The organism is Brachybacterium sp. GCM10030252 (genome assembly GCF_042666535.1).
Classification (GTDB): domain Bacteria; phylum Actinomycetota; class Actinomycetes; order Actinomycetales; family Dermabacteraceae; genus Brachybacterium.
Genome location: NZ_JBHTDM010000004.1, coordinates 256,682 through 282,900, shown reverse-complemented (window position 1 = coordinate 282,900; position 26,219 = coordinate 256,682). Strand labels below are relative to the sequence as shown.

The 26,219-nt window shown below is 70.7% G+C and carries 25 protein-coding genes and 2 tRNA genes; 13 read left to right on the top strand and 14 right to left on the bottom strand.

Features of this window, described 5'->3' with window-relative positions:
• The first annotated feature begins 287 nt into the window (after positions 1-287).
• From aceE to ACFQRJ_RS02970, 5 genes are all read left to right on the top strand, one after another.
• The gene (gene aceE, locus ACFQRJ_RS02990; RefSeq protein ID WP_377016885.1) at positions 288-3,032 is read left to right on the top strand and encodes a pyruvate dehydrogenase (acetyl-transferring), homodimeric type; all 2,745 of its coding nucleotides are present in this window, start codon (positions 288-290) and stop codon (positions 3,030-3,032) included.
• 110 nt (positions 3,033-3,142) lie between these two features.
• Positions 3,143-4,102 carry an ACP S-malonyltransferase gene (locus ACFQRJ_RS02985; RefSeq protein WP_377016883.1) on the top strand — a complete coding sequence of 320 codons (960 nt, stop codon included), beginning with the start codon at positions 3,143-3,145 and terminating at the stop codon, positions 4,100-4,102.
• A 1-nt stretch (position 4,103) separates the two neighbouring features.
• The gene (locus tag ACFQRJ_RS02980) at positions 4,104-5,111 is read left to right on the top strand and encodes a beta-ketoacyl-ACP synthase III (protein WP_377016881.1); all 1,008 of its coding nucleotides are present in this window, start codon (positions 4,104-4,106) and stop codon (positions 5,109-5,111) included.
• A 137-nt stretch (positions 5,112-5,248) separates the two neighbouring features.
• Positions 5,249-5,497: an acyl carrier protein gene (locus ACFQRJ_RS02975; protein ID WP_377016879.1), complete on the top strand. Its 249-nt coding sequence runs from the start codon at positions 5,249-5,251 to the stop codon at positions 5,495-5,497.
• 73 nt (positions 5,498-5,570) lie between these two features.
• A complete protein-coding gene (locus tag ACFQRJ_RS02970) occupies positions 5,571-6,812 on the top strand; it encodes a beta-ketoacyl-[acyl-carrier-protein] synthase family protein (RefSeq protein ID WP_377016877.1) in 1,242 nt (413 codons plus the stop codon).
• 185 nt (positions 6,813-6,997) lie between these two features.
• Here the strand turns inward: ACFQRJ_RS02970 and ACFQRJ_RS02965 are convergent, their stop codons facing one another.
• From ACFQRJ_RS02965 to ACFQRJ_RS02950, 4 genes are all read right to left on the bottom strand, one after another.
• On the bottom strand, positions 6,998-7,489 hold the full coding sequence (locus tag ACFQRJ_RS02965; protein WP_377016875.1) for a DUF3145 domain-containing protein: 492 nt from the start codon (positions 7,487-7,489) through the stop codon (positions 6,998-7,000).
• 96 nt (positions 7,490-7,585) lie between these two features.
• A complete protein-coding gene (locus ACFQRJ_RS02960; protein WP_377016873.1) occupies positions 7,586-8,074 on the bottom strand; it encodes a peptide deformylase in 489 nt (162 codons plus the stop codon).
• The gene (locus ACFQRJ_RS02955; protein ID WP_377016871.1) at positions 8,071-8,619 is read right to left on the bottom strand and encodes an OsmC family protein; all 549 of its coding nucleotides are present in this window, start codon (positions 8,617-8,619) and stop codon (positions 8,071-8,073) included. The genes ACFQRJ_RS02960 and ACFQRJ_RS02955 overlap by 4 nt, the downstream gene beginning before the upstream one ends.
• Positions 8,620-8,692: 73 nt before the next feature.
• Positions 8,693-8,768 (bottom strand) — tRNA-Asn (locus ACFQRJ_RS02950).
• A gap of 230 nt (positions 8,769-8,998) precedes the next feature.
• Between ACFQRJ_RS02950 and ACFQRJ_RS02945 the strand changes: the two genes are divergently transcribed.
• Positions 8,999-9,072: transfer RNA gene (locus tag ACFQRJ_RS02945), tRNA-Ile, on the top strand.
• Positions 9,073-9,167: 95 nt separating this feature from the next.
• Complete coding sequence (locus tag ACFQRJ_RS02940) at positions 9,168-9,968, top strand: CHAD domain-containing protein (protein ID WP_377016869.1); 801 nt, start codon at positions 9,168-9,170, stop codon at positions 9,966-9,968.
• A gap of 129 nt (positions 9,969-10,097) precedes the next feature.
• Here ACFQRJ_RS02940 and ACFQRJ_RS02935 read toward each other — a convergent pair whose 3' ends face one another.
• From ACFQRJ_RS02935 to dusB, 5 genes are all read right to left on the bottom strand, one after another.
• Positions 10,098-10,808 carry a LuxR C-terminal-related transcriptional regulator gene (locus tag ACFQRJ_RS02935; RefSeq protein ID WP_377016866.1) on the bottom strand — a complete coding sequence of 237 codons (711 nt, stop codon included), beginning with the start codon at positions 10,806-10,808 and terminating at the stop codon, positions 10,098-10,100.
• Entirely contained in the window at positions 10,801-11,973 is a 1,173-nt protein-coding gene (locus ACFQRJ_RS02930) for a sensor histidine kinase (RefSeq protein ID WP_377016864.1), read from the bottom strand. Before ACFQRJ_RS02930 ends, ACFQRJ_RS02935 begins: the two co-directional genes overlap by 8 nt.
• 286 nt (positions 11,974-12,259) lie before the next feature.
• Positions 12,260-14,236 (bottom strand): DNA primase, encoded by a 1,977-nt coding sequence (dnaG, locus tag ACFQRJ_RS02925; RefSeq protein WP_377016862.1) that lies wholly within the window; start codon positions 14,234-14,236, stop codon positions 12,260-12,262.
• A 4-nt stretch (positions 14,237-14,240) separates the two neighbouring features.
• On the bottom strand, positions 14,241-15,635 hold the full coding sequence (locus tag ACFQRJ_RS02920) for a deoxyguanosinetriphosphate triphosphohydrolase (RefSeq protein ID WP_377016859.1): 1,395 nt from the start codon (positions 15,633-15,635) through the stop codon (positions 14,241-14,243).
• A gap of 4 nt (positions 15,636-15,639) precedes the next feature.
• Positions 15,640-16,890: a tRNA dihydrouridine synthase DusB gene (dusB, locus tag ACFQRJ_RS02915; protein WP_377016857.1), complete on the bottom strand. Its 1,251-nt coding sequence runs from the start codon at positions 16,888-16,890 to the stop codon at positions 15,640-15,642.
• A 198-nt stretch (positions 16,891-17,088) separates the two neighbouring features.
• On the opposite strand from dusB, the gene ACFQRJ_RS02910 reads away from it, so the two are divergent.
• On the top strand, positions 17,089-17,463 hold the full coding sequence (locus ACFQRJ_RS02910; protein ID WP_377016855.1) for a helix-turn-helix domain-containing protein: 375 nt from the start codon (positions 17,089-17,091) through the stop codon (positions 17,461-17,463).
• Here ACFQRJ_RS02910 and ACFQRJ_RS02905 read toward each other — a convergent pair.
• From ACFQRJ_RS02905 to ACFQRJ_RS02890, 4 genes are all read right to left on the bottom strand, one after another.
• Positions 17,441-18,043, bottom strand: a complete 603-nt coding sequence (locus ACFQRJ_RS02905) for a ClpP family protease (RefSeq protein ID WP_377016853.1) — start codon at positions 18,041-18,043, stop codon at positions 17,441-17,443. The two genes, ACFQRJ_RS02910 and ACFQRJ_RS02905, sit on opposite strands and share 23 nt — an antisense overlap.
• Positions 18,040-18,744 (bottom strand): ClpP family protease, encoded by a 705-nt coding sequence (locus tag ACFQRJ_RS02900; protein WP_377016851.1) that lies wholly within the window; start codon positions 18,742-18,744, stop codon positions 18,040-18,042. Before ACFQRJ_RS02900 ends, ACFQRJ_RS02905 begins: the two co-directional genes overlap by 4 nt.
• 164 nt (positions 18,745-18,908) lie before the next feature.
• On the bottom strand, positions 18,909-19,934 hold the full coding sequence (locus tag ACFQRJ_RS02895) for a DUF4037 domain-containing protein (protein WP_377016849.1): 1,026 nt from the start codon (positions 19,932-19,934) through the stop codon (positions 18,909-18,911).
• Between the two features lie 25 nt (positions 19,935-19,959).
• A complete protein-coding gene (locus tag ACFQRJ_RS02890; protein ID WP_377016847.1) occupies positions 19,960-21,351 on the bottom strand; it encodes a glycine--tRNA ligase in 1,392 nt (463 codons plus the stop codon).
• 195 nt (positions 21,352-21,546) lie between these two features.
• Between ACFQRJ_RS02890 and ACFQRJ_RS02885 the strand changes: the two genes are divergently transcribed.
• The 5 genes from ACFQRJ_RS02885 to ACFQRJ_RS02865 all read left to right on the top strand — a co-directional run bounded on the left by ACFQRJ_RS02885 (position 21,547) and on the right by ACFQRJ_RS02865 (position 25,333).
• The gene (locus ACFQRJ_RS02885) at positions 21,547-22,560 is read left to right on the top strand and encodes a metal ABC transporter substrate-binding protein (protein ID WP_377016845.1); all 1,014 of its coding nucleotides are present in this window, start codon (positions 21,547-21,549) and stop codon (positions 22,558-22,560) included.
• Complete coding sequence (locus ACFQRJ_RS02880; protein WP_377016843.1) at positions 22,557-23,348, top strand: metal ABC transporter ATP-binding protein; 792 nt, start codon at positions 22,557-22,559, stop codon at positions 23,346-23,348. Before ACFQRJ_RS02885 ends, ACFQRJ_RS02880 begins: the two co-directional genes overlap by 4 nt.
• Positions 23,345-24,259: a metal ABC transporter permease gene (locus ACFQRJ_RS02875; RefSeq protein ID WP_377016841.1), complete on the top strand. Its 915-nt coding sequence runs from the start codon at positions 23,345-23,347 to the stop codon at positions 24,257-24,259. Before ACFQRJ_RS02880 ends, ACFQRJ_RS02875 begins: the two co-directional genes overlap by 4 nt.
• A 56-nt stretch (positions 24,260-24,315) precedes the next feature.
• Positions 24,316-24,720 carry a Fur family transcriptional regulator gene (locus ACFQRJ_RS02870; RefSeq protein WP_377016839.1) on the top strand — a complete coding sequence of 135 codons (405 nt, stop codon included), beginning with the start codon at positions 24,316-24,318 and terminating at the stop codon, positions 24,718-24,720.
• 73 nt (positions 24,721-24,793) lie between these two features.
• Complete coding sequence (locus ACFQRJ_RS02865; RefSeq protein WP_377016836.1) at positions 24,794-25,333, top strand: DedA family protein; 540 nt, start codon at positions 24,794-24,796, stop codon at positions 25,331-25,333.
• 35 nt (positions 25,334-25,368) lie between these two features.
• Here the strand turns inward: ACFQRJ_RS02865 and ACFQRJ_RS02860 are convergent, their stop codons facing one another.
• A complete protein-coding gene (locus tag ACFQRJ_RS02860; protein WP_377016834.1) occupies positions 25,369-26,217 on the bottom strand; it encodes an isoprenyl transferase in 849 nt (282 codons plus the stop codon).
• Positions 26,218-26,219 lie beyond the last annotated feature (2 nt).

Genomic DNA, 26,219 nt, shown 5'->3' with positions numbered 1-26,219 from the left:
ATTCTATGTCACGAGCCACCCTCCTGCACTACAGGGGCGCACGCGGGTGAGATTCGAGGTGGCACCGGGCGATGAGGGCCGTCCGCACCCTCCGCCACCTGCGGGCCTGTGACTCCGACGCGCCCGTACGGGGTGTCCGGCGTCTCACACCTGAGGAGGGATCGTGAAGGTCCCTCCACGCCCCGGCGACGGTAGGCTTGCTCGGACCGAGGCCGAAGGAGCCGGGCCCGCCGGCGTTCCACTGCTCCCACGGCCGGTCCATCGCCTCCCGAAGAGAGAAGGACAGTGTGAGTTCGCACGAGACCCCTCGTCCCATCGGCATCAACCTGCCCAGTCACGCGCAGGATCCCGACCCGGAGGAGACGCAGGAGTGGTTGGACTCGTTCGACGGACTCGTCGAGCACCGGGGCGACGAGCGCGCCTCGGAGGTCGTCCAGAGCCTCATCCAGCACGCCCGTGAACGCGACCTGGAGCTTCCGGAGTCGCTGACCACGGACTACGTCAACACCATTCCCGTCGAGGAGCAGCCCGAGTACCCCGGTGACGTGGAGCTCGAGAAGGAGCTGCGCAACATCAACCGCTGGAACGCAGCGATGCTCGTCCATCGCGCCCAGCGCCCCGGGGTCGCCGTCGGCGGCCACCTCTCCAGCTACGCCTCCATCGCCACGATGTACGAGGTCGGCTTCAACCACTTCTTCCGTGGCCGCAACCACCCCGGCGGCGGCGATCACGTCTTCTTCCAGGGCCACGCCTCCCCCGGGATCTACGCGCGCGCCTACATGATGGGCCGCCTCGGCCAGGAGGATCTGGACGGCTTCCGCCAGGAGTTCTCCAGCGAGCACGGCATGCCCTCGTACCCGCACCCGCGGGCGATGCAGGACTTCTGGGAGTTCCCGACGGTCTCGATGGGCATCGGCCCGGTCGCGGCGATCGAGCAGGCCTCCTTCGACCGCTATCTCAGCAACCGCGGGCTGAAGGACACCAGCGAGCAGCACACCTGGGCGTTCCTCGGCGACGGCGAGATGGACGAGGTCGAGTCCCGCGGCGCGCTGCACATCGCCGCCAAGGAGCACCTGGACAACCTCACCTTCGTCATCAACTGCAACCTGCAGCGGCTCGACGGGCCGGTGCGCGGCAACGGCAAGATCATCCAGGAGCTCGAGGCGCAGTTCCGCGGCGCGGGCTGGAACGTCATCAAGGTCGTCTGGGGCTCCGGCTGGGATCCCCTGCTGGCCAAGTCCACCGACGGGGCGCTCATCGACCTGATGAACGCCACTCCCGATGGTGACTACCAGACGTACCGCGCCGAATCCGGCGGCTTCATCCGGGACAACTTCTTCGGGCGCGATCCGCGCACCAAGGCGCTCGTGGAGGACCTCTCCGACGACGACATCTGGTGGAAGCTCAACCGCGGCGGGCACGACGCCCAGAAGGTCTACGCCGCCTTCCAGGCCGCCATGGCCCAGAAGGGCAAGCCGACCGTCATCCTCGCCCAGACCGTCAAGGGATACCGGCTGGGGACGAACTTCGCGGGCCGCAACGCGACCCACCAGATGAAGAAGTTCACCCTCGAGGATCTCAAGGCGCTCCGCGACACGCTGCGCATCCCCGTGACCGATGAGCAGCTCGAGTCCGGCAGCGTCTACGACGCCCCGCTCTACCTGCCGGATGACGACGCCCCGGTGATGAAGTATCTCAAGCAGCGCCGCGAGGAGCTCGGCGGGCCCATGCCCTCACGCAGCACCGAGCACAAGGCGCTCGAGCTGCCCGGCGACAAGGCCTACGAGGTCACCCGTCGCGGGTCGGGCAAGCAGGAGATCGCCACCACCATGGCACTGGTGCGTCTGCTCAAGGACCTCATGCGTGACAAGGAGACCGGCAAGCGCTGGGTCCCGATCGTCCCCGACGAGGCGCGCACCTTCGGCATGGACTCGCTGTTCCCGACGGCGAAGATCTACAACCCCGACGGGCAGAACTACCTCTCGGTCGATCGTGACCTGCTGCTGGCCTACAAGGAGTCCACCTCCGGCCAGATCAAGCACATGGGCATCAACGAGATCAGCTCCACGGCAGCCTTCACCGCCGCGGGCACCTCGTACGCCACGCACGACTTCCCGATGATCCCGCTGTACATCTTCTACTCGATGTTCGGGTTCCAGCGCACCGGCGACTTCTTCTGGGCCGCCGGGGACCAGATGGCCAAGGGCTTCGTCATCGGCGCGACGGCCGGCAAGACCACACTGGCCGGCGAGGGCCTCCAGCACATGGACGGCCACTCGCCGATCCTGGCCGCCACCAACCCCGGCGCGGTGATCTACGACCCGGCGTACGGGTACGAGCTCGGCCACATCATCCGCGACGGTCTGCAGCGCATGTACGGCGAGGACGACCGCCTGCAGGAGGTCTTCTACTACATCACCGTCTACAACGAGCCGATCGTCCAGCCCGCGGAGCCGGAGAATCTGGACGTCGAAGGCCTGCTCAAGGGCATGTACGTCGTCGAGGGCCTGCCCGAGGGCGACGGGCCCGAGGCACAGCTGCTGGCCTCCGGCGTCGGCGTGCCGTGGGCCCGCCACGCCCGCGAGCTGCTGGCCGAGGACTGGGGCGTACGCGCCAACGTCTGGTCGGTGACCTCCTGGACGGAGCTGCGCAAGGAGGCCCTGGAGGCGGAGAAGCACAACCTGCTCAGCCCCGAGGATCAGCGCATCCCGTGGATCTCGCAGCGCCTCGAGGGCGTCAGCGGCCCGTTCGTGGCGACCTCCGACTACGACTTCATGGTCCCGGACATGATCCGCGAATGGGTCCCGGGGCAGTACGGCGTGCTCGGGGCCGACGGATGGGGCTTCTCCGACACCCGCCCGGCGGCTCGCCGCCACCTGAAGATCGACGCGCACTCCATGGTCGTCAAGACCCTGCAGCTGCTGGCCCGCGAGGGCAAGATCGACGCCGCGGTGGTCCGCCAGGCCATCGACAAGTACGACCTGCTGAACGTCAACGCCGGCCAGTCCGGCTCGTTCGGCGGCGAGTCCTGATCACCGCCGGGTCATCCCTCGTGCGCGATGGATGACCCGGCGTCCGCTTCCCCTCACGGCGCCGCACCCCCGAGCGCCGCTCCCCGCATCCCCCCGTCCTGGAGGTCCTCGTGCTCGCGATCGTCTGCCCCGGCCAAGGGGCCCAGAAGCCCGGATTCCTGAGCCCGTGGCGTGAGCTGCCCGGCGTCGAGGCGATGCTCGCCTCACTGTCCGAGGCCGCCGGCGTGGACCTCCTGCGTCACGGCACCGAGTCCGACGCCGACACCATCCGCGACACGGCCATCGCTCAGCCGCTGCTGGTCGCGGCGGGCATCATCGCCGGCACCCAGCTCGGTCCCCAGGACGACGGCCCCGATCTGCCGCCGGCCGACGTCATCGCGGGCCACAGCGTCGGCGAGCTGACCGCCGCCGCCCTGGCCCACGTCCTCAGCGATGAGGATGCGATGCGTCTGGTGGCCGTCCGCTCCCAGGCGATGGCGAAGGCCGCCGCCGCGGAGCCCACGGGGATGGCCGCAGTCGTCGGCGGGGCCCGCGACGAGGTCCTGGCCGCGATCGAGCGCCACGGACTGCACGCCGCGAACATCAACTCCGCCGCGCAGGTGGTCGCCGCCGGCTCGACCGACGCTCTCGCCGCCCTGGCCGAGGATGCGCCGTCGCGGGCGCGGGTGATCCCGCTCCCGGTTGCCGGCGCGTTCCATACGCCGTACATGGCCGGAGCCCGCGATGAACTCGCCGGCTTCGTTCCCACGCTTTCCGTCGCGGACCCGTCCTCGCCGCTGATCTCCAACGCCGGCGGCGAATCGGTCTCCACCGGGTCCCGCTACCTCGAGCTGATCGTCACCCAGGTCGCCTCCCCCGTCGACTGGGAGGCGTGCATGGGCGCGCTGCGCGAGCGCGGCGTGACGGGGATGGTCGAGCTCTCGCCGGCCGGCACCCTGACAGGCCTGGCCAAGCGCGACGTCAAGGGCGTCGCGACGGTCAACCTCAACACGCCCGACGATCTCGAGGCCGCCCGCGACCTGGTGCACGAGCACGCCGGTGTCGCCGCGTCCGAAGGCCAGGAGCACTGACATGGCAGCGCGAGTCTCCCTCCAGCACCGCCCCACCGTCCCGGGATCCCAGGTCCTTGCCTACGGTGCCGCCCGCGGCGATCTCGTCGTGCCTAACGATGACCTGGTCGGCCCGATCGACTCCTCGGACGAGTGGATCCGTCAGCGCACTGGGATCATCACCCGCACCCGAGCCAGCAAGGACGTCGGCGTCAAGGACCTGTCGCTGACCGCGGCGAAGGAGGCGATCGAGAGTTCCGGGATCGACCTCGAGACGCTGGATGCGATCATCGTCTCGACCATCTCCTTCCCGTATCCCACGCCGTCGCTGGCGACGCTGCTGGCGGGCGAGCTGGGCCGCCCCGATGTCATCGCCTACGACATCTCCGCGGCCTGCGCCGGGTTCGCGTACGGCATCGGCCAGGCCGACGCCCTGATCCGCACCGGAGCGGCACGCCACGTGCTGGTCATCGGCGCCGAGAAGCTCTCCGACTTCGTCTCCCCCACCGACCGTTCGATCTCCTTCCTACTGGGCGACGGCGCCGGCGCGGCGATCGTCGGCCCCAGCGACGAGCCGAAGATCGGCCCCACCGTTTGGGGCAGCGACGGAGACAGCTGGGACACGATCCGCATGACGGGCTCGATGATCGACTTCCGCGACGGCACGGGCGACTGGCCCACGCTCGAGCAGGACGGTCGCACGGTGTTCCGCTGGGCCGTGTGGCACACCGCCCAGAAGGTCCGCGAGATGCTCGACGCCTCCGGGCTGAGTGTCGAGGACGTCGACGTGTTCGTCCCCCACCAGGCCAACATGCGCATCGTCGACGAGCTCGCCAAGCAGCTGCAGCTGCGCGAGGACGTCGTCATCGGCCGGGACATCGCGGAGACCGGGAACACCTCGGCCGCCTCGATCCCCCTGGCCACCCACCGCCTGATCCAGGAGGGAGCCGTCCGCAGCGGCGACGTCCTGGTCCAGTTCGGCTTCGGCGCGGGCCTGGCCTACGCCGGCCAGGTGCTCGTCCTCCCCTGACCGTTGCGGACACGTCGCGCCGGGGTGCTTGTCACCCGCGTCACGCCCGTGCCACTATCACGCCTCGGCTGCCGGATCCCCGGCCGCGACGCGGGTAGTCTTTGACCGCCAACATTCCATAGACCTAAGGAGAACCCATGGCACACACCGAGAACGAGATCCTCGAGGGCCTCGCCGAGATCGTCAACGAGGAGACGGGTGTCGCCACCGAGGACGTCAAGCTCGAGAAGTCCTTCACCGACGACCTCGACATCGACTCGATCTCGATGATGACCATCGTGGTCAACGCCGAGGAGAAGTTCGACGTGCGCATCCCCGACGAAGAGGTCAAGAACCTCGCCACCGTCGGCGACGCCGTCAAGTACATCGAGGGCGCGCAGTCCTGATCCCCGCTTGACGCCCGGGACGTTCCCGTCCCGGGCGTCGCCGCCTTCTCGCCCACCCGACCTGGAGGTCCGCATGTCCGCTTCCCGCTCCCGTGTCGCCGTCACCGGTCTCGGCACCGTCAACCCGCTCGGCGGTGACGTCGCCTCCACCTGGAACGCCGCGCTGGCCGGTACCTCCACCGCCCGTACGCTCGAGAACGACTGGAAGGAGCGCTACGGCCTGGCCGTGGACTTCGCCTGCCAGATCGCCATCGACCCGTTCGAGCACCTCGCCCGACCCGAGGCGAAGAAGCTGGACCCCTCGGGCCAGTACTCGATGATCGCCGCCCGCGAGGCCTGGGCCGATGCGGGAACGCCCGACGTCGATCCCACCCGGTTGGGCGTGGTCGTCGGCACCGGCATCGGCGGAGTGTGGACGATCCTGGACCAGTGGGACGTGGTGCGCGAGCGCGGCGCCCGCCGGGTCAACCCCTTCACCGTCCCGATGCTGATGGCGAACTCCTCCAGTGCGCACATCGAGATCGAGCTCGGGGCCCGCGCCGGCGCCCACACGCCGGTCTCGGCCTGCGCCTCCGGCGCCGAGGCGGTCGCCGGCGGGATGGACATGATCCGCTCGGGCCGCGCGGATGTCGTGGTCGTCGGCGGCACCGAGGCCTGCGTGCATCCCCTGCCGCTGGCCGGCTTCGCCAACATCCGCGCCCTCTCCCCCCGCGTCGACGATCCCGAGCACGCCTCCCGGCCCTACGACGTGGACCGTGACGGCTTCGTCCTCGGCGAGGGCGCAGCCATCCTCGTGCTCGAGAGCGAGGACCACGCCGCCGCCCGCGGTGCCCGCGTGTACGCCTACGCCTCGGGACGCGGCATGGCCTCGGACGCGTACCACATCTCGGCCCCCTCGCTCGAGGGGCAGTCCCGCGCGGTGCGCGAGGCGGTCACCGACGGCGACCTCGCGCCGGCCGACGTGGTCCACGTCAACGCCCACGGCACCTCGACGCCGCTCGGCGACATCAGCGAGCTCAACGCCGTCTCCGATGCGCTGGACGGGATCACCGATCAGCTGGTGGTCACCTCGACCAAGTCGATGACCGGCCACCTGCTCGGCGGCGCGGGCGCGCTGGAATCCGTCTTCTCGGTCCTCGCTTCCCACCACCGCGTCTCCCCGCCCACGATCAACATCGAAAACCTCGATCCCGAGGTCTCGCTGAACGTGGCTCAGAACAAGCCGGTGGACCTCCCCGGTGGTGACATCGCCGTGCTCAACAATGCCTTCGGCTTCGGCGGGCACGACGTCGCCGTGCTCTTCACCAGCGCCTGAGCGCCGGGTCGCGCAGCGACCACAGGATTCTCACCGCGACCACGCAGGATCTCGCCGCGACTACGCAGGATCTCGCCGCGACCACGCAGGATACAGAGAGCGCCGCATCTCCTGGCCAGATGCGGCGCTCTCGCGTCGGGCGCGGTGCCCGACCTGCCGGTGGCCCGACGAGGGCGAGGCGGGAATCAGCCGACGCGGTGCAGCCAGCGCATGGGCACGCCGTCGCCGGCGTGCCGGTAGATCTCGAGGTCCTCGTCCCAGGGCTCCCCGAGCGCGATGCCCAGCTCGCGGCGCAGCGCCGAGGGATCATCCCCCGCACGCTCCATGCATCCGCGCACGCGGTCCTCGGTGAGCACCGTGTTGCCGGCGTGGTCGGTCGCGGCGTGGTGGATGCCGAGCTCCGGGGTGCAGCTCCAGCGCGCCCCGTCCGTGGACGCGGTCGCCTCCTGCGTCACCTCGAAGCGCACCTCGTGCATGCCGCGCAGTGCGCTGACGAGCCGCGCGCCGGTGTCCTCGCGGCCCCGCCACGTCATCTCGGCGCGCACCAGGCCGCGGCCGACATGCTGCTCGTCCCAATGGATGCGCGAGGGCATGCCGAGGACTCCGCTGGCGGCCCATTCGATATGCGGTGCGAGGGCTCGCGGAGCGGAGTGCACATACAGAACGCCCTGAGTCATCTCGTTCCTTCCGGTTTCCGATGCGTCTTCCCCAACGAATCGGTACCGTCCGGACGGAAATGAGATGCAAGACCGGGTCTGTGTCCTGGCCTTACTTTAGAGGGTCTCTCTGATCTGGCGCAATGCCTTCTTCTTGACGGACCTCTCGAGCCCGTCGATGTAGAGCTCGCCATCGAGGTGTGCGACCTCGTGCTGGATCAGCCGGGCGACGATTCCTTCTCCGGCCAGCTCGATGTCATTGCCGTCGACGTCCGTGCCCACACACCGCGCATAGGCGCTGCGGGTGCGCGGGAAGAACAGACCGGGAATCGACAGGCAGCCCTCGTCGTCGTCCTGGGTCTCCTCGGAGAGCTCGACGATGGCCGGATTGAGAATGTGCCCGACGCCGTGGTCCTCGAGATTCCAGGAGAACGCGCGCAGGCTTACCCCGATCTGATTGGCCGCGACGCCGGCGCGGCCCTCGTCGTCGACGGTGTCCATGAGGTCCCGGGCAAGGTTGCGGGTGGCGTCGGTGACCGTCCTGATCGGGTCGCACGGGGTGCGCAGAACCGGGTCGCCGACGATGCGGATGGGCCGGATGGTCATCGCTCGACCTGCCCCGTCGCCTCGGCGTCCTCGCCCGTGGCAGGGAGGGAGCTCTCCGCGGATCCGTGCGCGGTCTCCGCCTCCGGGGCGGCCCCGGCTCCGCCGAGCACCTCGTGGGTGACCTCGACGCCGGGGACGATGGTGCGCTCGACCGTGCATCCGGCGGCGACGGCGCGCCCGAAGACCTTCGTGATCTCAGCGGTCTCGGCCTCGGTGAGCTGCTCCACGGGGAGCTGCACCTGCTCGGCGATCGAGTGGTACCGGTTGTCGGAGTCCTCCGAGAGACCGTGCGCCCACAGCCGCATGTCGAAGTCCTCGCCCAGACGGCGCGAGAGGTTGACGTCACTGCTCATACCGGCGCAGCCGATCACGGCGAGCTTCAGGAGCTCGCCGGGGCTGATCTCGCCCTCGCCCAGTCCGATCGGGATCTCGACGCCGCGCTGGTTGCGGCCGACGAGGGTGCGGTGGCCGGAGCGGTCGGCCCAGACGCTTCCCGGGCCGAAGTCCTCGGGGAGCTCGAAGCGATCATCGGGGACAGAGGACATCGTCCTGCTCCTTCACGAGAACCTGGTGAACGAAGAACAGCCCCGGAGTGACCCCGGGGCTGTTCTCCTCCTGTGGCTCCCGCAGTTGGACTTGAACCAACAACCCTTCGATTAACAGTCGAATGCTCTGCCGATTGAGCTATGCGGGATCGACCTGGAAGACTCTAGCAGGAGCAGCACCTGGGCGCACCTCCGAGCGGGCGTCCCGCCGGGCACTATGACGCATCTAACCACACCACCGTGGACCCGTGCCGGGGCGCGGCACGTCCTGGCTCCGGGTCGGCGCTCAACGGCCGTCGTACCGCGTGCACGCGTCACATCGCGCCAGGTCATGGGCTCGGCCCGTGGTAAGTTCGACGACGCCCTGCCCAGGGCGCACGGGCCAGTAGCTCAGCCGGTCAGAGCAGCGGACTCATAATCCGTCGGTCGCGGGTTCAAGCCCCGCCTGGCCTACCCCGACGCCGTCCGGCCGGTGCCGGTCGCAGAAGGACGTTCTCGTGGCCCGGCCGGATGAGCAGCGATGCTCGAGGGGACGAAGGAGACGATCGGTGAGTGCTGAGGACCCCCTGGCCCGCTACGTCCGGGAGCATGCCCAGCGAGCTCTGAGCGGGCTCGAGTCGATCGCGCGGGACGCCGACGTGGAGTCGGTCCACCACACGCGAACCTCCCTGCGCCGGTTGCGGGCGACGGTGCGCACCTTCGCCCGCTCCTTCCCGGAGCCCGGCGCCCTCGATGAGGATCTGCGGTTCGTCGCCCTGGCGCTCGGCCGGATCCGCGACGCCGATGTCCTCGCCGGCAGCCTGCTGCCCGAACTGGACGCGCTTCCTGAGGACCTGGTGCTCGGCCCGGCGCGCCGCGATCTCGCCGAGGCGCTCTCAGCGCGTCGGCGAGAAGGACTCGACGCACTGTCGGCGGCCTCCGAGGACCCGCGATGGGGACGTGCGACGGAACAGCTCACCGCCTGGTGCAGCGACCCGCCGGCCCTGACGGGACAGGACGTCACCAAGACCCTCAAGAAGTCCCGGCGTCGGGTCCGTCGCCGCATCCGCAGCTCCGAGGGGCACCCCGTCGCACTGCACTCGGCGCGCAAGGCCGCCAAGCGGTGGCGGTACGCAGCCGAACTGCTGGCCGACGCCGAGCCCGCGGCGGCCACGCACCTCGAGCAGGCCACCACGGCGCAGCAGGTGCTGGGAGACCTGCAGGACGCGGTCGTCGCGTGCGAGTTCCTGCGAGAGCACGCCGCGCAGGGTGCCCGCAGCGGCCACAACGCCTTCACCACCGGGCTGCTGTACGCCTCGGCGCGCGGACGGGTCGAGGATGCCACTGCCCGAGCGCTCGATCTCGTCTGAACGCGCCCGGACGCCGGTCCGCGGGGCGACGGCCGACCCGGTGCCGGTCCACCAGGAGCCGGTCCACCAGGAGCTGGGCCAGCCGTACCGCTCGACCGGGAGGAGGCGCGATGGTGGACGGCGACGGGTCTACCGGTCGTCGAGGTAGCGCAGCACGGCTTGGACACGGCGGCTGGTCTGTTCGTCGCCGGCCAGCTCGAGTTTGTCGAAGATAGCGCTGATCGCCTTCTCCACCGTGCTCAGCGAGACGAACATGCGCTCGGCGATTCCGCGGTTCGAGAGACCCTCCGCCATCGCCTCGAGCACCTCGATCTCCCGCGGCGTCAGGCGGCTGACCGCCTTCTGCTGCTCCGGCGCGCGCAGCAGGGCACGGACCACGGCCGGGTCGATCACGGTGCCTCCGTCGGCGACCCGGTGGACGGCGTCGAGGAAGCTGTCGATCTCGGTGACGCGGTCCTTGAGCAGGTACCCGATCCCGGGGGTCTCGGTGCCCAGCAGCTCGCTGGCGTACTCGCGCGCCACGTACTGGGAGAGCATCAGCACCCCGACGTCCGGGTGGTCGCGCTTGATCCGCACCGCGGCCAGAAGCCCTTCGTTGGTGTGGGTGGGCGGCATGCGCACGTCGACGATCGCCAGGCGCGGATGATGCGCGGCGACCGCGCTCAGCAGGGCGTCTCCGTCCCCCACGGAGGCGAGGACGTCGATGCCCTCGTCGACCAGCAGGCTGCGGACACCCTCACGAAGCAGCACCGCATCGTCGGCGAGGACCACGCTGAGCGGCGCGCGGGGACCCTCCCCGTCGGGCTGTTCGGGGGTCGACGGGATGTGGGGCTCAGTCACAGGGCATCTCCGCGGTGATGACGGTGGGGCCGCCGGGCGGGCTGTTCACGCTCACGCTACCGTCCAGCGCTGCGACCCGCCTGGCCAGGCCCTGCAGTCCGCCGCCTTCGGGATCGGCACCGCCGGTGCCGTCGTCGTGGACCGCCAGCCGCAGGACGCGCCGGTCGGGCTCGCCCTCAGTGGCCACGGTGATCCGGATGGTGCGGGCACCGGCATGCTTGACCACGTTGGTCACCGCTTCCCGCGCCACGAAGTAGGCGGCCGATTCGACCGCCGGAGGCAGCTCGGCCTCGATGCTGTGGTCCACGTGGACCGGCACCGGGCTGGTCGCGGCGACACCGTCCAGGGCGGCGGCCAGTCCGTGCTCGTCGAGTGTGGTCGGGTAGATCCGCCAGGCCACCTGGCGGACCTCCTCGATCAGAGCCTGGGACTGGCCGTGAGCCTGCTCCAGCAGCTGGGCGGAACGGTGGGGATCCGTGGCGCGCCGGGCCCGGGCCAGCGTCACCGACAGCGAGACCACGTTCTGCTGGACCCCGTCGTGCAGATCGCGCTCGATACGGCGGCGTTCGTCGTCGATCGCCACGACCACGCCGCGGCGCGTGGTCAGCAGGCGGCTGATGCGGGTCTCCAGCGCATCCTGGCGCGTGATCGCGGTCCAGCGGCCCAGGAGCTTCGCCTGCAACCAGACCGCGAACTCGGCGTAGAGGGCCGTGGCCAGCAGGCTGGAGGTCCCGAAGATCACCAGCACCGGCAGCGCAGGACGACTGATGGTCCACACGGCGAACTCGAGCACCACGGGACCGGCCGCCAGCAGCTGGGTGAAACTGCCCAGGACGACCGCGGCGACCAGCAGCAGCAGATCGCACATCACGTACCCGAGCACCGCCGACAACGGCCCGTGCAGCAGCGCTCGGCGTCCGCCGAGGAAGGCACCGTCCCCCGCCCCGACCTGCAGTTGGTAGAAGCGGCGCAGGCGGTACAGCTCCCAGCGGCGCACCCGACGGAAGGGGGCCCGCAGGCGCATCAACTGCAGCGGGGCTGCGAGCACGAGCAGCGGTCCGATCAGGAGTCCGAGCACGGTTCCCACGACGTGACGCACCGCGCGCCGCGCGAGCCGCGCGTACTCGCGCGGGAGCTGGTACCTCGAGAGGTCGGGCAGTCGCATGGGGGCAGCTCCGGGTGGCTGCGAGGGATCGCCTCGGCAGCATAGGGCGTGGAACGGGGCACGCCGGTCGGCGCGCTCGGGGAACGCTACCAACGCGGCGACATCGGCCTCAGGGGGCAGGCCCTAGACCGGCTTCCGGTTTTCCGGACAGAACGTGGCTCCACGGCGCGACGGCGCAGCGACCCCGTGGCTCCATGGCTCCGTGATGGCTCCACGGCTCACGGCGTTCACGGCTCCGTCCCTGCATGGCCCCGTACCCGGTGGCGTCAGCACCTCCGGATGACGCTCACTCGACGCTCTGGCGCAGTGCCCGGCGCTTCTCCTGCACCTGCGCGAGGCGGCCCAGGATCTCCTGGTATCGCTCCCCGTCCGACGGATCGGTGCGCTGGAGACGCTGCTTGAGCACGGAGTACTCCCGGGTGATCGACAGCTCGCTGAGACGAGCCAGCAGCGAGTTGGCCAGTCGCTGGAGCCCCTCCTCGTCGCGGGCGGGCAGGTCGAGATTCGCGATCTCCACGATCAGGGGACGCACGGTCTCCCCCGCGATCTCGAGGACCTGTTCGAGGTAGCGGGCGGGGTGGAGTGTCCCCTCCGTCGCATCCAGCAGTGTTCCGGCGGCCAGCATCACGTCCCACACGCTCTGCAGAGCCGGCACGTGGAAGGCGTCGTCCGGCAGGGCTGCCACCGTCTCGGTGTCCAGCAGGTGCGGGGTCTGCATCATCACCGCGAGGGACTGGGTCTCGACCTGTCCGACGGGGTCGCGGGGACCGACCGCGTCGGCGAGACGAGCGACGGGGACCGCGGGCTGCTCCCCCGCGCTCGCCGCCGGGGTACCGGGGCGTTCCGTGCTCAGCGGCTCGTCAGCATGCCTGCCGGTGCGGTCTTCGCTGCGGGAGGCGTCATGGACGGCCCGCAGCACGGTGCGCTCATCCATGCCCAGCCATCCCGACAGGCGTCGGGCATATTCGGGGCGCATCGCCCGGTCGCGGATGCGCGCGACCACGGGGGCGGCCATCCGCAGCGCACTGACCTGGCCCTCGACCGTGTCGAGGTCGACCTGGGAGATCGCCGAGCGGATGGCGAACTCGAACATGGGCTTGCGGGCCTCGATCAGGTCCACGACCGCCTGGTCCCCTCGAGCGATGCGCAGCTCGCACGGGTCCATGCCCTCGGGCTCGACGGCGACGTAGGTCTGGGCGACGAACTTCTGGTCCTCCTCGAAGGCGCGCAGCGCGGCCTTCTGTCCGGCGGCGTCGCCGTCGAAGGTGAAGACGACCTCCCCGGAGAGCCCACGGCCGTCGGCGTTCAGCTGCAGCCCCGAGGACGGGTTCGAATCCCCCATCACGCGCCGGACGATCTTGACGTGGTCTGCGCCGAACGCGGTGCCGCAGGAGGCCACGGCAGTGGTGACGCCGGCCAGGTGCGCGGCCATCACATCGGTGTACCCCTCGACCACCACTACGCGGCGCTGTCTCGAGATCTCCTTGCGCGCCAGGTCCAGGCCGTAGAGCACGTTGGATTTGTGGTAGATCGGGCTCTCGGGCGTATTGAGGTACTTCGGGCCCTTGTCCGATTCCAGCAGCCGGCGCGCCCCGAAGCCGATGGTGTTGCCGGTGATGTCGCGGATCGGCCACACCAGCCGCCCGCGGAACCTGTCGTAGACGCCCCGCTGACCCTGGGAGACGAGCCCGCTGGCCACCAGCTCCTGCTCGGTGAAGCCGCGACCGCGCAGGACGGAGGTCAGGGAGTCCCAGCCCTCCGGGGCGAAGCCGACGCCGAAGCGTTCGGCGGCCTCCCGGTCGAAGCCGCGTTCGGTCAGGAACCGGCGGCCCACCTCGGCGGCCGGACCGGCCAGCTGCTCGCAGTAGTACTCCTCGGCGATGGCGTGAGCATCCAGCAGGCGGCGACGGGTCCCGAAGTCGGGACGGTCGCCGCGCCCGCCGCCCGAGCTCGACTCCTCGTAGCGCAGCTGGATCCCGTAGCGGCCCGCCAGGAGCTCGACGGCCTCGACGAAGCTGAGGTGATTGATCTTCTGGACGAAGGAGATGACATCGCCGCCCTCGCCGCACCCGAAGCAGTGCCATTGGCCCAGCTGCGGCCGGATGTTGAACGACGGAGTCTTCTCGTCGTGGAAGGGGCACAGGCCCTTCATCGAGCCGATTCCGGCGGTGCGCAGGGTGACGTGCTCGGCGACGACCTCGTCCAGGCGCGAGCGTTCGCGCACCAGGTTGATGTCGTCGCGATTGATCAGTCCCTGGGCCACCCGATCACAGCTCCGATCCGAGCCCGGGCAGCGGGGTGTCCGCTGCGGTGACATGCGTGAGCTCCCGGTCGAACAGCACCTCGTGCAGGCGCCGGGCCGTGACGTCCGTGTAGGAGGCGATCTGATCGACGACCACGCGTCGACGGGAGTCGTCGTCGCCGGCAGCCTCCCACAGCTCGGCGAACAGCGGGCTGAGATACACCGTGCCGGTGTTCCACAGCCGCGAGTACAGGTCGCGGATGATCTCCTCCTGCGCCTCGTAGACCGGCTGCTGGGTGGCCGAGGACATCACGTAGGCAGCGGCCAGCCCCTTGAGCACGGCGATCTCGAGGTGCGTCTGCTCGGGCACCACGGCTTCCCCGCTGTAGCGGGCGATGGGCTCCTCGCCGTGGGCGGTGCGGGTGGCGGTGACCACCGAGCGGGTGAAACGCCCGATGAGCTGGCTGGTCATGTTCTTCAGGGCGGCCGCCGAGCGCATCGTGCCCGTGAACGACGGCGTCCAGTACGGCTCGGCCTCGAGGCGCTGCAGGGCGGCGTCGAGCGCGTCGATGGATTCATCGGGCATGTACCAGTCCTGGACCACGTACAGGGCCGCGGAGCGCTCCATCGGCTCCTGCAGCTTCGCGAGGTCGAGGGTGAGTCCGGTGACGGCGTCCTCGATGTCGTGGACGCAATAAGCGATGTCGTCGGCCAGATCCATGACCTGCGCCTCGAAGCACTTGCGGCCCGGGACGGCGCCCCGGCGGGCCCATTCGTAGACGTCGAGGTCGTCGGCGTACGCGCCGAACTTGGGCGAGTCCGGGTCCGGTCCCTGTCCGCGGGCCCACGGGTACTTGATCGCGGCGTCCACGCTCGCCCGGGTGAGGTTGAGCCCGTAGGGGCGCTCCTCCCCGATGACTTTCGGCTCCAGGCGGGTCAGCAGGCGCAGGGTCTGGGCGTTGCCCTCGAAACCTCCGAAATCGGCGGCGAGGTCGGCCAGCACCTTCTCGCCGTTGTGGCCGAAGGGGGGATGGCCGAGGTCGTGGGAGAGGCAGGCGGCGTCGACCACGTCGGGGTCGCAGCCCAGCTCGAGACCGATGTCCCGGCCCACCTGCGCGACCTCGAGGGAATGCGTCAGGCGCGTGCGCACGAAGTCGTTGGCGCCGGCGCCGAGGACCTGCGTCTTCGCCCCGAGCCGCCGCAGCGCCGAGGAGTGCAGCACCCGGGCGCGGTCACGCTGGAACGGCGTGCGCGCCTGGGACTTGGCGGACTCGTTCACCCAGCGTTCGAGGTCGGCCTCGGTGTATCCCGCGGGCGGGGCCGAACCGGTGGAGGTGCGTGAGGGGCCCTGCCGGGAGCGTCCGCTGCCGGGCAGGGGCGCGGCGGCGCCCGCCGGGGCGTCGTGGGGCGGCGTGGTCATCCCCTCAGCCCCCCGAGGTGTCGAGCTCGGCCTCGTGCAGCCGCTCGGCGTGGTCGGTGGTCATCGCGCGGGACTCCATCCACCCCTGGGGCACGACGGCGCGCTTGGGGCTGCCGGCCCGGCCGCGCGGGCCTTCCACGGCCTCTCCGGGGTAGGGGGAGTCCAGATCGAGCTCGGCGAGCTTCGCGTCGAGGTCGGCCAGCGACTCCATGGTGGCCAGGCGGTGGCGCATCTCGCCGCCGACGGGGTACCCCTTGAAGTACCAGGCCACGTGCTTGCGCAGGTCGCGCAGGGCGCGGCCTTCGTCCTCGAAGAACTCGACCAGCAGTTCCGCGTGCCGGCGCAGGATCCTCGCGATGTCCCCCATCGAGGGGCGGATGCGGTCCGGTCGGCCGGCGAAGGCCGCGGCGAGGTCGGCGAACAGCCAGGGCCGTCCCTGGCAGCCGCGGCCGACGACGACGCCGTCGCAGCCGGTCTGCTCCATCATCGTCAGTGCGTCCTCGGCGGACCAGATGTCGCCGTTGCCGAGCACCGGGATGCCGGTCACCAGCTCCTTGAGATCGGAGATCGCGTCCCAGCGGGCGGTCCCGGAGTAATGCTGGACGACGGTGCGGCCGTGCAGGGCGATCGCGGCCGCCCCGACCTCCTGGGCGATGAGCCCGGCGTCGCGGTACGTGACGTGCTCGTCGTCGATGCCGATGCGGGTCTTCACGGTCACGGGCACGTCGGGCCCGGCGGCCTCGACGGCGCCGCGGACGATCTGGGTGAACAGCTCCGTCTTCCACGGCAGCACGCCTCCCCCGCCGCGCCGGGTCACCTTGGGCACCGGGCAGCCGAAGTTGAGGTCGATGTGGTCGACGAGGTCGCGCTCGCGCAGCATCTCGACCGCCCGGCGGACCGTGGCGGGGTCCACGCCGTACAGCTGCACCGAGCGCGGCGTCTCCCGCTCGCCCATGGTCACCAGGCGCCACGACTCCGGGTGATCCTCCACCAGGGCGCGGGTGGTGACCATCTCCGAGACGTACAGTCCCCCGTCGTGCTCGCTGTGCAGGGCCCCGAACTCGCGGCACAGCAGGCGGAAGGCCATGTTGGTGATCCCGGCCATCGGCGCGAGCACCACCGGGGTGTCGATCGTGTGCGGTCCGATCGTCAGGGCGCGACGGGTCGGGCCATCGGCAGGCACGGTCGATGGCGTCGCAGCGGGCACGGTCACGGCATGCCCGCTCCCGGAATGCAAAGCGTCGAGGGTGGTCATCGGACTGATTGTCCCACCTGGCCGTGCCGGCGGGGAGGGCGGATGGGGGTGATGTGCATCGAACCGGGCTGGGGAGGGTCCGGGATGCGGGGGCGGCGAGGACAGTGGCGGAGGCCGACGGCAGGGGCCGCAGAGCTCCGGTTTCTGCTCTCAGCAGAGGACGCGGCGCCGAGGAGGAGTCCGGCGTAGCCTCGGGCCATGGACGGGCATCTGGAACCTCTGCTGCGCGAGCTGGTCGGCGCCGCGCTCCGCGAGGAGCGCACGCGTCAGGGCCGCACGCTCGCGCAGGTGGCCGATGCCGCCGGCATCAGCATGCAGCACCTGTCCGACGTGGAGCGGGGGCGCAAGGACCCCTCCTCCGAGATGCTCGCCGCGATCACCGGCGCCCTTGCCCTCACGGTTCCCGATCTGCTGCTGCGGGTGGCCGACGGCGCCGCGGTCACGGGCCTCGCCGCGGCGGAGCCGGTGCGGCTCGAGCTCTCCTCGCTCTCCGGTCCGGGGCGCCGGCAGATCCGGTTCGACGGCGACGGCCGGGCCGCCGGCGCCGGCCTCACCCTGCTGTCGGCCGCCTGATCAGCACCTCGTCGGCCAGTCCGTAGGCGACGGTCGCCTCCGCGTCGAGCACCTGCTCTCGTTCCAGATCCCGGCGCACCTGGTCCAGGGAGCGCCCGGAATGCTCGGCGATCAGCGCTTCGAGCGCGCGGCGTATCCGTTCGACCTCCTCGGTCGCCAGGATCAGGTCCGGCACGGCGCCGCGCCCCTGCGCCTCCAGCGGGTGCAGCACGACCCGCGTGTGCGGTAGCACCCAGCGCAGCCCCGGCGTCCCGGCGGCCAGCAGCACCACCGGCGCCGCGACCACCTGGCCGACGCAGGTCACCGCCACCCGGCTGCGCACGTAGGTCAGGGTGTCGTAGATGGCCAGCACCGCCTGCGCCTCACCGCCGCTGGAGTTGAGATAGAGGTGGATCGGTGCGTCGGCCGAGTCGTTCTCCAGATGGAGAATCTGGGCGATGACCGTGTTGGCGACGCCGTCGTCGATGGGGGTGCCCACGTAGATGATCCGGTCCGAGAGCAGGCGCGAGTACACATCGGCGCTGCGCTCGACGCCGGCACCGGTGCGCTCGACGACGCTGGGGATGGTGTAGCTGCTCATCGCGCGCCTCCTTGGGCCGGACCCTGATACGTGGAGGGGACGGCGCTGGTCAGGCCGAGCGACGGGGCGGTGCGGGCCGGGACCCCCAGCGGCAGCACGTCCTCGAGGGAGGTGACGATGCGGTCGCAGAACCCGTAGTCGACGGCGCCGGCGGCATCCCACATGCGGTCCCGCTCGGAGTCCGCCGCGATGGTCTCCTTGCTCTGTCCGGTGCGCTCCGCCGTGATGGCGATCAGCAGATCGCGGCCGCGCCGCAGATCCTCGGCCTGCAGTTCGATGTCCGCCGCGCTGCCGGCGAACCCGGCGGACCCCTGGTGCATGAGCACCCTGCCGTGGGGCAGGATCAGCCGTTTGCCCGGGGTGCCGTGGGTCAGGAGGTACTGCCCGGCGCTGTAGGCCATCCCCAGGGCGACGGTGCGCACGTCGCACGGGACGAGGTCGATGAGGTCGCCGATGGCGAGCATCGCGGGGACCAGTCCGCCCGGGGAGTTGATGAGCAGGGTGATGTCGCGCTGCGGCTCCTCGGCGGCCAGCAGCAGCAGCTGTGCGCTGAGCCGGGCGCCGTTGTCCTGATCCAGCTCACGGTCCAGCAGCAGGATCCGGTGGTGGAGGAGGCGGGTCGCGGTGAGGTCGCCCAGCCCCTGGGGCGGGGCCGGATCGGGGGTGGTCTCGAGTCGTGGAGGGGCTGCGATGGGTGTCATGGGACCAGCCTGATCCCGCCGGCGGCGGCACGAGGATGGATCCGTCGTGCGCTGATCAGCGCACAGCGGAGGGTCCGCGCCACCGGGACAGCGGTGGCTCGGTTCCGGGGCCGGGCCCCTGGTCGGGTCGGCCGCTGACGAGACAGCGTCGGGCAGCGTCGGCCTCAGCCGCCGACGAGGCGGCGCCGGGCGTCGGCGTCCACCAGCACGGTCACGTTATCGCTGATCTGCTCGGCGGTGCCGACGCCGGCCGGCAGCGCCCGCACGGCCGGATCGGTGATCGTCTCCCCGAGCAGTTCGGGGATGCCGCGCACCCCGATATGCGGGCGCTCGAAGAACGCCTCGGTCGCCGGCTGCAGCGTCGGCAGCCCGATCTCGCCCTGGGCCGCTGCGAGCAGTTCGACGGCGTCGGCCAGGGCGCCCTGGCGTGTGCGCCAGTCCCGCGCCCTCAGCACCTCGTGCACGGCGATGCGGAGCGCTCCTCCGCCCGGGAGCCCCGCGGCCGAGCGGGCGAGCCACTTCCCGTACGGCGGCCAGCGCCGGTGGAGCAGATGCGCGAGGTGGAGCATGGTGCGCACGTGGCGAGCGGCGATCACCGACGACCCGTCCTCGTCGCCCCGCAGGCCCGCGCGGCCGACGTCGGGGAACTCCTGGCCCAGACGCGACCAGTCGGCGGCCATGGCGTAGATCCAGAGATCGCGCGGATACCAGGCCAGGATCTCGCGGATCCGGGAGATGGCGCCGGTGCCGTCGTGGAAGACGGGCCCGGCGGTGACCTCGAGGACGCACTGCCCGGTCAGCGAGAGCCAGTCGAGGACGGTGAGTCCTCGCGCCGGGTCGAGACCGAGCCGGGAGCGCGCGAAGTCGGCGGCCGAGGCCACCTCGACCCGGTGACGGACCTGCGGGTCCCAGGTCGTCGCGAAACGGGTCGGAAGTCCGCGCCAGGTCCTGGGCAGCTCGCGCTCGAGCAGGGCGTCGATCGGATCGGCCCGGTCGCCCTCGACCAGCAGTGTCAGGCGAAGACCCCAGTCGTGGTCGCGGGACTGGGCATCATCGAAGCCCAGCACGTCGGAGCCCGAGCCGAGGCGGGCGGCGGCGTACCCCAGCTGAGGAGCATGACGGGTCAGAAGCGGTTGGACGAGATCCTCGAAGTACGCCTGCGAGAGCTCCGCACCGCCGCCGGCTGTCATGGGTCGCGGGGAACGCCGGGCGCCCTCAGGCGCCGATCAGCCGCGCGGCGAGGTAGGACTCCACCTGATCCAGCGCCACGCGCTCCTGGGACATGGAATCCCGCTCGCGGATCGTGACGGCCTGGTCGGTGGCGGTCTCGAAGTCGACGGTGAGGCAGAACGGGGTGCCGATCTCGTCCTGGCGACGGTACCGGCGACCGATCGCCTGCGTGACGTCCATCTCGACGTTCCAGTGCTTCCGCAGCTGGTCGGCGAGCTGGGTGGCACGCGGGACGAGGTCCTCGCTCTTGGACAGGGGCAGCACGGCGGCCTTGATCGGAGCCAGGCGCGGGTCGAGCTTGAGCACGGTGCGCTTGTCGACACCGCCCTTGGAGTTCGGGGCCTCGTCCTCGGCGTAGGCGTCGGCGAGGAAGGCCATCATCGAGCGGGTCAGACCGAAGGACGGCTCGATGACGTAGGGCGTGTAGCGCTCGTTCGACGCCTGGTCGAAGTACTGCAGCTTGGTGCCCGAGCCCTCGGTGTGGCTGGCGAGGTCGAAATCGGTGCGGTTGGCGATGCCCATGAGCTCGCCCCATTCGCTGCCGGAGAAGCCGAAGCGGTACTCGATGTCGATCGTGCCCGCGCTGTAATGGGCCCGCTCGTCCTCGGGGACGTCGAATCGGCGCAGGTTGTCCTCGGAGATCCCGAGGTCGGTGAACCAGTTCCAGCAGTCCTCGACCCAGGTCTCGAAGTGCTCGTCGGCCTCCGCGGGCGGCGTGAAGAACTCGATCTCCATCTGCTCGAACTCGCGGGTGCGGAAGATGAAGTTGCCGGGGGTGATCTCGTTGCGGAATGCCTTGCCGACCTGCCCGATCCCGAAGGGCGGCTTCTGGCGGGTGGCGCCCACGACGTTGAGGAAGTTCACGAAGATGCCCTGGGCCGTCTCCGGCCGCAGGAAGTGCAGCCCGGCCTCGCTCTGGACGGGGCCGAGGTAGGTCTTGACCAGCCCGGAGAACTGCTGGGGCTCGGTGAACTCCCCGCGGGTGCCGCAGTTGGGGCAGGGCACCTCGGCGAGGCCGCCCTCGGGCGCCCGCCCCTTCTTCGCCACGAAGGCCTCGAGCAGATGGTCCTCGCGGAACCGGTTGTGGCAGCTCTTGCACTCCACCAGCGGATCGGTGAACGTCTTGACGTGACCGGAGGCCTCCCACACGCGCTTGGGCAGGATGATCGAGGAGTCCAGGCCCACCATGTCCGCCCGCGACTGGACGAACGTGCGCCACCACTGGCGCTTGATGTTCTCCTTGATCTCCACGCCGAGCGGACCGTAGTCCCACGCGGAGCGGGTACCGCCGTAGATCTCTCCCGCCGGGAACACGAAGCCGCGCTTCTTCGCGAGTGCGATGACGTTGTCCAGCGTGCTGGCGGGGGCCTTGGCCACGGGGAGACTCCTGGTGACGGGTGAGATGGTCCGCCCCAGGATAGCCAGGTCGCGGCGTGGCCGCGCGCGGGAGGCCCTGGGGCGGCCTCAGCCGACCTGCACCGGGCCCGGTCAAGCTGTGATCGTGGGCACGAACGGGGCCGCAGGGCGTGGCGCGACTTGCCTCCCGCCCCACCGCTGGTGAGAATGATTGTCATGTTGCACAGCTCCGCCCTGCGTCCGTCCCGCCGCTCCGTCCTCGCCCTCGCCGGCCTCGGTGCGGGCGCCGGGGCTCTCGCGGCCTGCGGGGCCGGCGGCGAAGGGTCCACGGCGCCGGTGGTGGTGGCCGGGTGCTACCCCATGGAGTACCTCCTCGACCGGATCGGCGGCGAAGAGATCGACATCGTCCAGCTGGCCAAGCCCGGGGCCGATGCACACGGCATCGAGCTCTCCCCCAAGCAGGTCATCGAGATCCAGGAGGCGGCCCTCGTCGTCCAGATCCCCGGGCTGCAGACCGCACTGGACGATGCGATCAGCTCCCATGGCGACGAGAACGTGCTGGACGTCTCCACGGTCGTCTCGATGCTCTCGGCCGACGAGGGCCACGAGCATGAGCACGAGCATGAGGGGAGCGAGCACGACGAGGCAGCGGGCTCGGGCTCGAGCGACGAGGGCGGCGCCGAGGCGGGCGGTGACGGCCATGACCACGGCATCGCCGGGGACGACCCCCACCTCTGGCACGACCCCGCACGGATGGCGGACATCGCGGACGCCCTCGCCCAGCGTCTCGGGCAGATCGTTCCGGAGGCCGCCGAGACGTTCACCGCCAACGCCGAGACGGTCCGCACCGAGCTCGAGGATCTCGATGCGGAGCTCGCGGAGAGCTTCGGTGCCGCCGACGGCGAACGCACCTTCGTGACCAGCCACACGGCCTTCTCCTATCTCGCCGATCGCTACGATCTCACCCAGGTGGGGATCACGGGTATCGATCCGGAGACCGAGCCCTCGCCGCAGCGGCTGCTGGAGCTCGAGGGGGTCATCGCCGAGGCCGGCGTGACCACGATCTTCTTCGAGACCACGGCGAGCCCGAAGGTCGCTCAGACCCTTGCCGACAACGTCGGCGTCGAGGCGGAGGAGCTCGACAACCTCGCCACGCAGCTCTCCGAGGACGCCGACTATCCTCAGGTCATGCGCGAGAACAGCCGCAAGCTCGTCGAGAGCTGGTCATGACGGCCGCCACGGACTCGCCGGCACCCGCCGGCGCTCTGGACCCGGTGGTCGAGGTCCAGGGCGCGCGGGTCGCTCTCGGCGGCAACCGCGTCCTCCACGACGTCGACCTCCGCCTCGACCGGGGTGAGCTGGTCGCGCTGCTGGGTGCCAACGGCTCCGGGAAGTCGACGCTGCTGCGCGCCGTGCTCGGGGTGCTGCCGCTGGAAGCCGGCACCGTGCGCCTGTTCGGGCAGTCCGTGCGCAAGCGGGCCTCGCATGATCGTCTCGGGTACGTCCCGCAGGACAATCCGGCGGCCGGCTCCATCCCGGCCACGGCGCGCGAGACCGTCGCCACGGGCCTGCTCGGATCGCGCTCGTGGTTCCTCCGTCGCCGCGATCCGCGCATCGAGCGGGCGCTGGAGGCGGTCGGTCTGGTCGACCTCGTCGACCGGCCGATCACCCGCATGTCCGGCGGTCAGCGGCGCCGCGTGATGATCGCCCGCGCCCTGGTGCGCGACCCCGAGGTGCTGGTCCTGGACGAGCCCTTCGCCGGCATCGACGTCGGTACGCAGGATCTGATCGCGGGCCTGTTCCGGGAGCTCTCCGCCCGCGGCACCAGCATCCTGGTAGTCCTGCACGAGACCGGTGCCCTGGAGGACCAGCTGACCCGCGCCGTCGTGCTCGACCACGGGCGCGTGGTCCATGACGGGCCCGAGGCGCAGCGCCCCGAACTGGACCCCGGTCACGACCACACCGGCCCGATCGACCGGATCGACGAGTGCCTCGGACAGGAGATCCACCCCGCATGATCTCTCCGCTCGACATCCTTACCTACGACGTGCTGCGGTACCCGCTGATCATCGCGGTGCTGATCGGTCTGACCGCCCCGGTGGTGGGTACCTTCCTGGTCCAGAAGCGTCTGTCGCTGCTGGGCGATGGCCTGGGCCATGTGGCTCTGACCGGTGTCGCCGTCGGCTGGCTGGTCGGCGCGTGGGTCGCCGCCACCCCCGCCGATCTGCTGGCGATCCCCGGCGCGCTGGCCGCCTCCGTGATCGGGGCGCTGGCCATCGAGTACGTGCGGGAGTTCGGCCACACCAGTCGCGACGTCGCCCTGGCGATCCTGTTCTACGGGGGCATCGCCGGCGGCGTGGTGATCATCCAGCTCGCCGGTGGCACCTCACAGAACCTCATGGGCTACCTGTTCGGGTCCCTGTCGACCGTGACCCTGCCCGACGTCACCATCGCCGTGGCGCTGGCCGTGGTGGTCCTGGCCATCGGGCTGGGCCTGAACGGCCTGCTCTCCGCGGTCACCAGCGACGAGGAGTTCGCCCGCGCATCCGGTCTGCCGGTGCGGCTGGTGAACATTCTGGTCGCGGTCATGGCCGCTCTCACCGTGACGCTGTCGATGCGCATCGTGGGCGCCCTGATGGTCTCGGCACTGATGATCGTGCCCGTCGCGGCGGCACAGAACCTGGTGGTGGGCTTCGCCCGCACCATGCGCACCGCCATGGTGATCGCCGTCGCGTGCGCTCTGGGCGGCCTGCTGATCACCGTGAACGTGGATCTCCCGCCGGGCGGGGTGATCGTGCTGCTGACCATCGCGGTCTACGCGGTCGGCCTCGTCATCGCCGCGGCCCGCGGTACCGCCCGCTCACGGCGGAATCGCGACCTCACCGCCGCGCCGCCGGAGCCCGAGGCGATGGACGCAGCGCGCGGATGAGTCCGTCCGATCACGTCGGGATGGAGGTCCCGAACCGGATCAGGGACAATGGAGGGATGCAACGGAACACCCGCCAGCGTGCCGCGATCCTCGAGACGCTCTCGCGACAGGATGACTTCCGCAGCGCCCAGCAGATCCACGAGCAGATGAAGGCCGACGGGGAGACCGTCGGCCTGGCGACCGTGTACCGCAATCTGCAGGCGCTGAGCAAGGCCGGTAGCCTCGACGTGCTCGTCGCCGATGACGGCGAGGCGCTGTACCGCCAGTGCGCCGACAGCGGCCACCATCACCATCTGGTGTGCCGCGAATGCGGGCGCACCGTCGAGTTCCTCGCTCCCGAGCTCGAGGCCGCAATGACCTCGATCGCCGGCAGGAACGGCTTCACCGACCTCGACCACACGCTGGAGGTCTTCGGGCTGTGCACCGAGCACGCTCCCGCGGACCGGGCCGTCTCCGGATGAGGGCGACCTGATGATGGCGCAGACATCATGACGCAGCGGGCCCGATGACCCCGATGACGGAGCCGAGCAGATGATGGAGTGGATCGGATCGCTGCCGCTGCTGCCGGCGATCGCTCTGCTCTATCTGGTGATCCTTCTGCGCGCCGGCGGCACCTATGCCCTCGGCCGCGGTGCGCACCGGCTCGCGGACCGCGGTCGCGTCGCTGATCTGCTGCGCCGTCCGCGCGTGGTCCGCGCCATCGGCATCGTCAACCGCCGCGGCGCACCCGTCGTGGCGATCAGCTTCCTGACCGTCGGATTCCAGACGGCCGCCAATGCCGCCGCCGGGCTCACCGGGATGCCGCTGCGTCGCTACCTGCCCGCACTGGCCATCGGCGGGCTCGCATGGGCGGTGGTCTACGCGACCGTCGGCCTCACCGCGCTGTTCCTGTGGGTCGAGCTGTTCCTGCGCAGCCCCGGGGTCGCCGCCGTGGTGCTGCTCGCGCTCGCGGCCGGCGTCCTCGTCCTGGTACGTCGCGCGCGCGGGCGCCGGGCAGCCGATCCCGCAGAGGTGGGCGCCGACCCCGACGAGGCGGCGGTCGATACGGGCGAGGGCTCCGACGGGATGCGCTGAGCGGACCGATGGGATGCGCTGAGCAGCGGGCGAAGTCAGGACCGAGCCGGCGCGGATCCCGTCGACGTGCCATCGCCCGCCGGGAGCTCGTCGGCCGCGAGCGCATCGATCGCTCCCCCGTAACGGCGGTCGCGGCGCGCGTACTCGGTGATCGCCCGCCACAGGACCCGGCGGTCGACGTCGGGCCACAGCTCCGGGACGAACACGAGTTCCGCGTAGGCCGACTGCCACAGCAGGAAGTTCGAGGTGCGCTGCTCCCCGCTGGTGCGCAGGAACAGGTCCACGTGCGGCATCCCGGGATCGATCAGATGCTTGGTGAGGGTCTTCTCGGTGATCCCGCGCCCGCTGAGCCGGCCGGCGCGTGCCTCCTCGGCGACGGCGCGCACGGCGTCGACGATCTCGGCGCGGCCCCCGTAGTTCACGCACATGTACAGCGTCATCCGGGTGTTACCGCGCGTGAGCTGCTCGGCCTCCTGGAGTTCCCGGATCACGCTGCCCCACAGCCGCTGCGCGCGGCCGATCCACACGATCCGCACGCCCCAGGAATTCAAGGTGTCCCGCTGGCGGCGCAGCACCGAGCGCGAGAAGCCCATCAGGAAGCGGACCTCGTCGGGGGACCGCTTCCAGTTCTCCGTGGAGAAGGCATAGGCGGACAGGTGCGTGACGCCGATCTGGAGAGCGCCGGCGACGACGTCCAGAAGTGCAGCCTCGCCGGCCTCGTGACCGGCGGTGCGCGGCAGTCCGCGCTGGTTGGCCCAGCGGCCGTTGCCATCCATCACCACTGCGACATGGGCGGGGATGGTGGGTGCGGGCAGATCGGGGGGCTGCGCGCCGCTGGGGTGCTCGAACGGCTGCTCGCCTCCGCGCTCGGATGCGCCGGGCATAA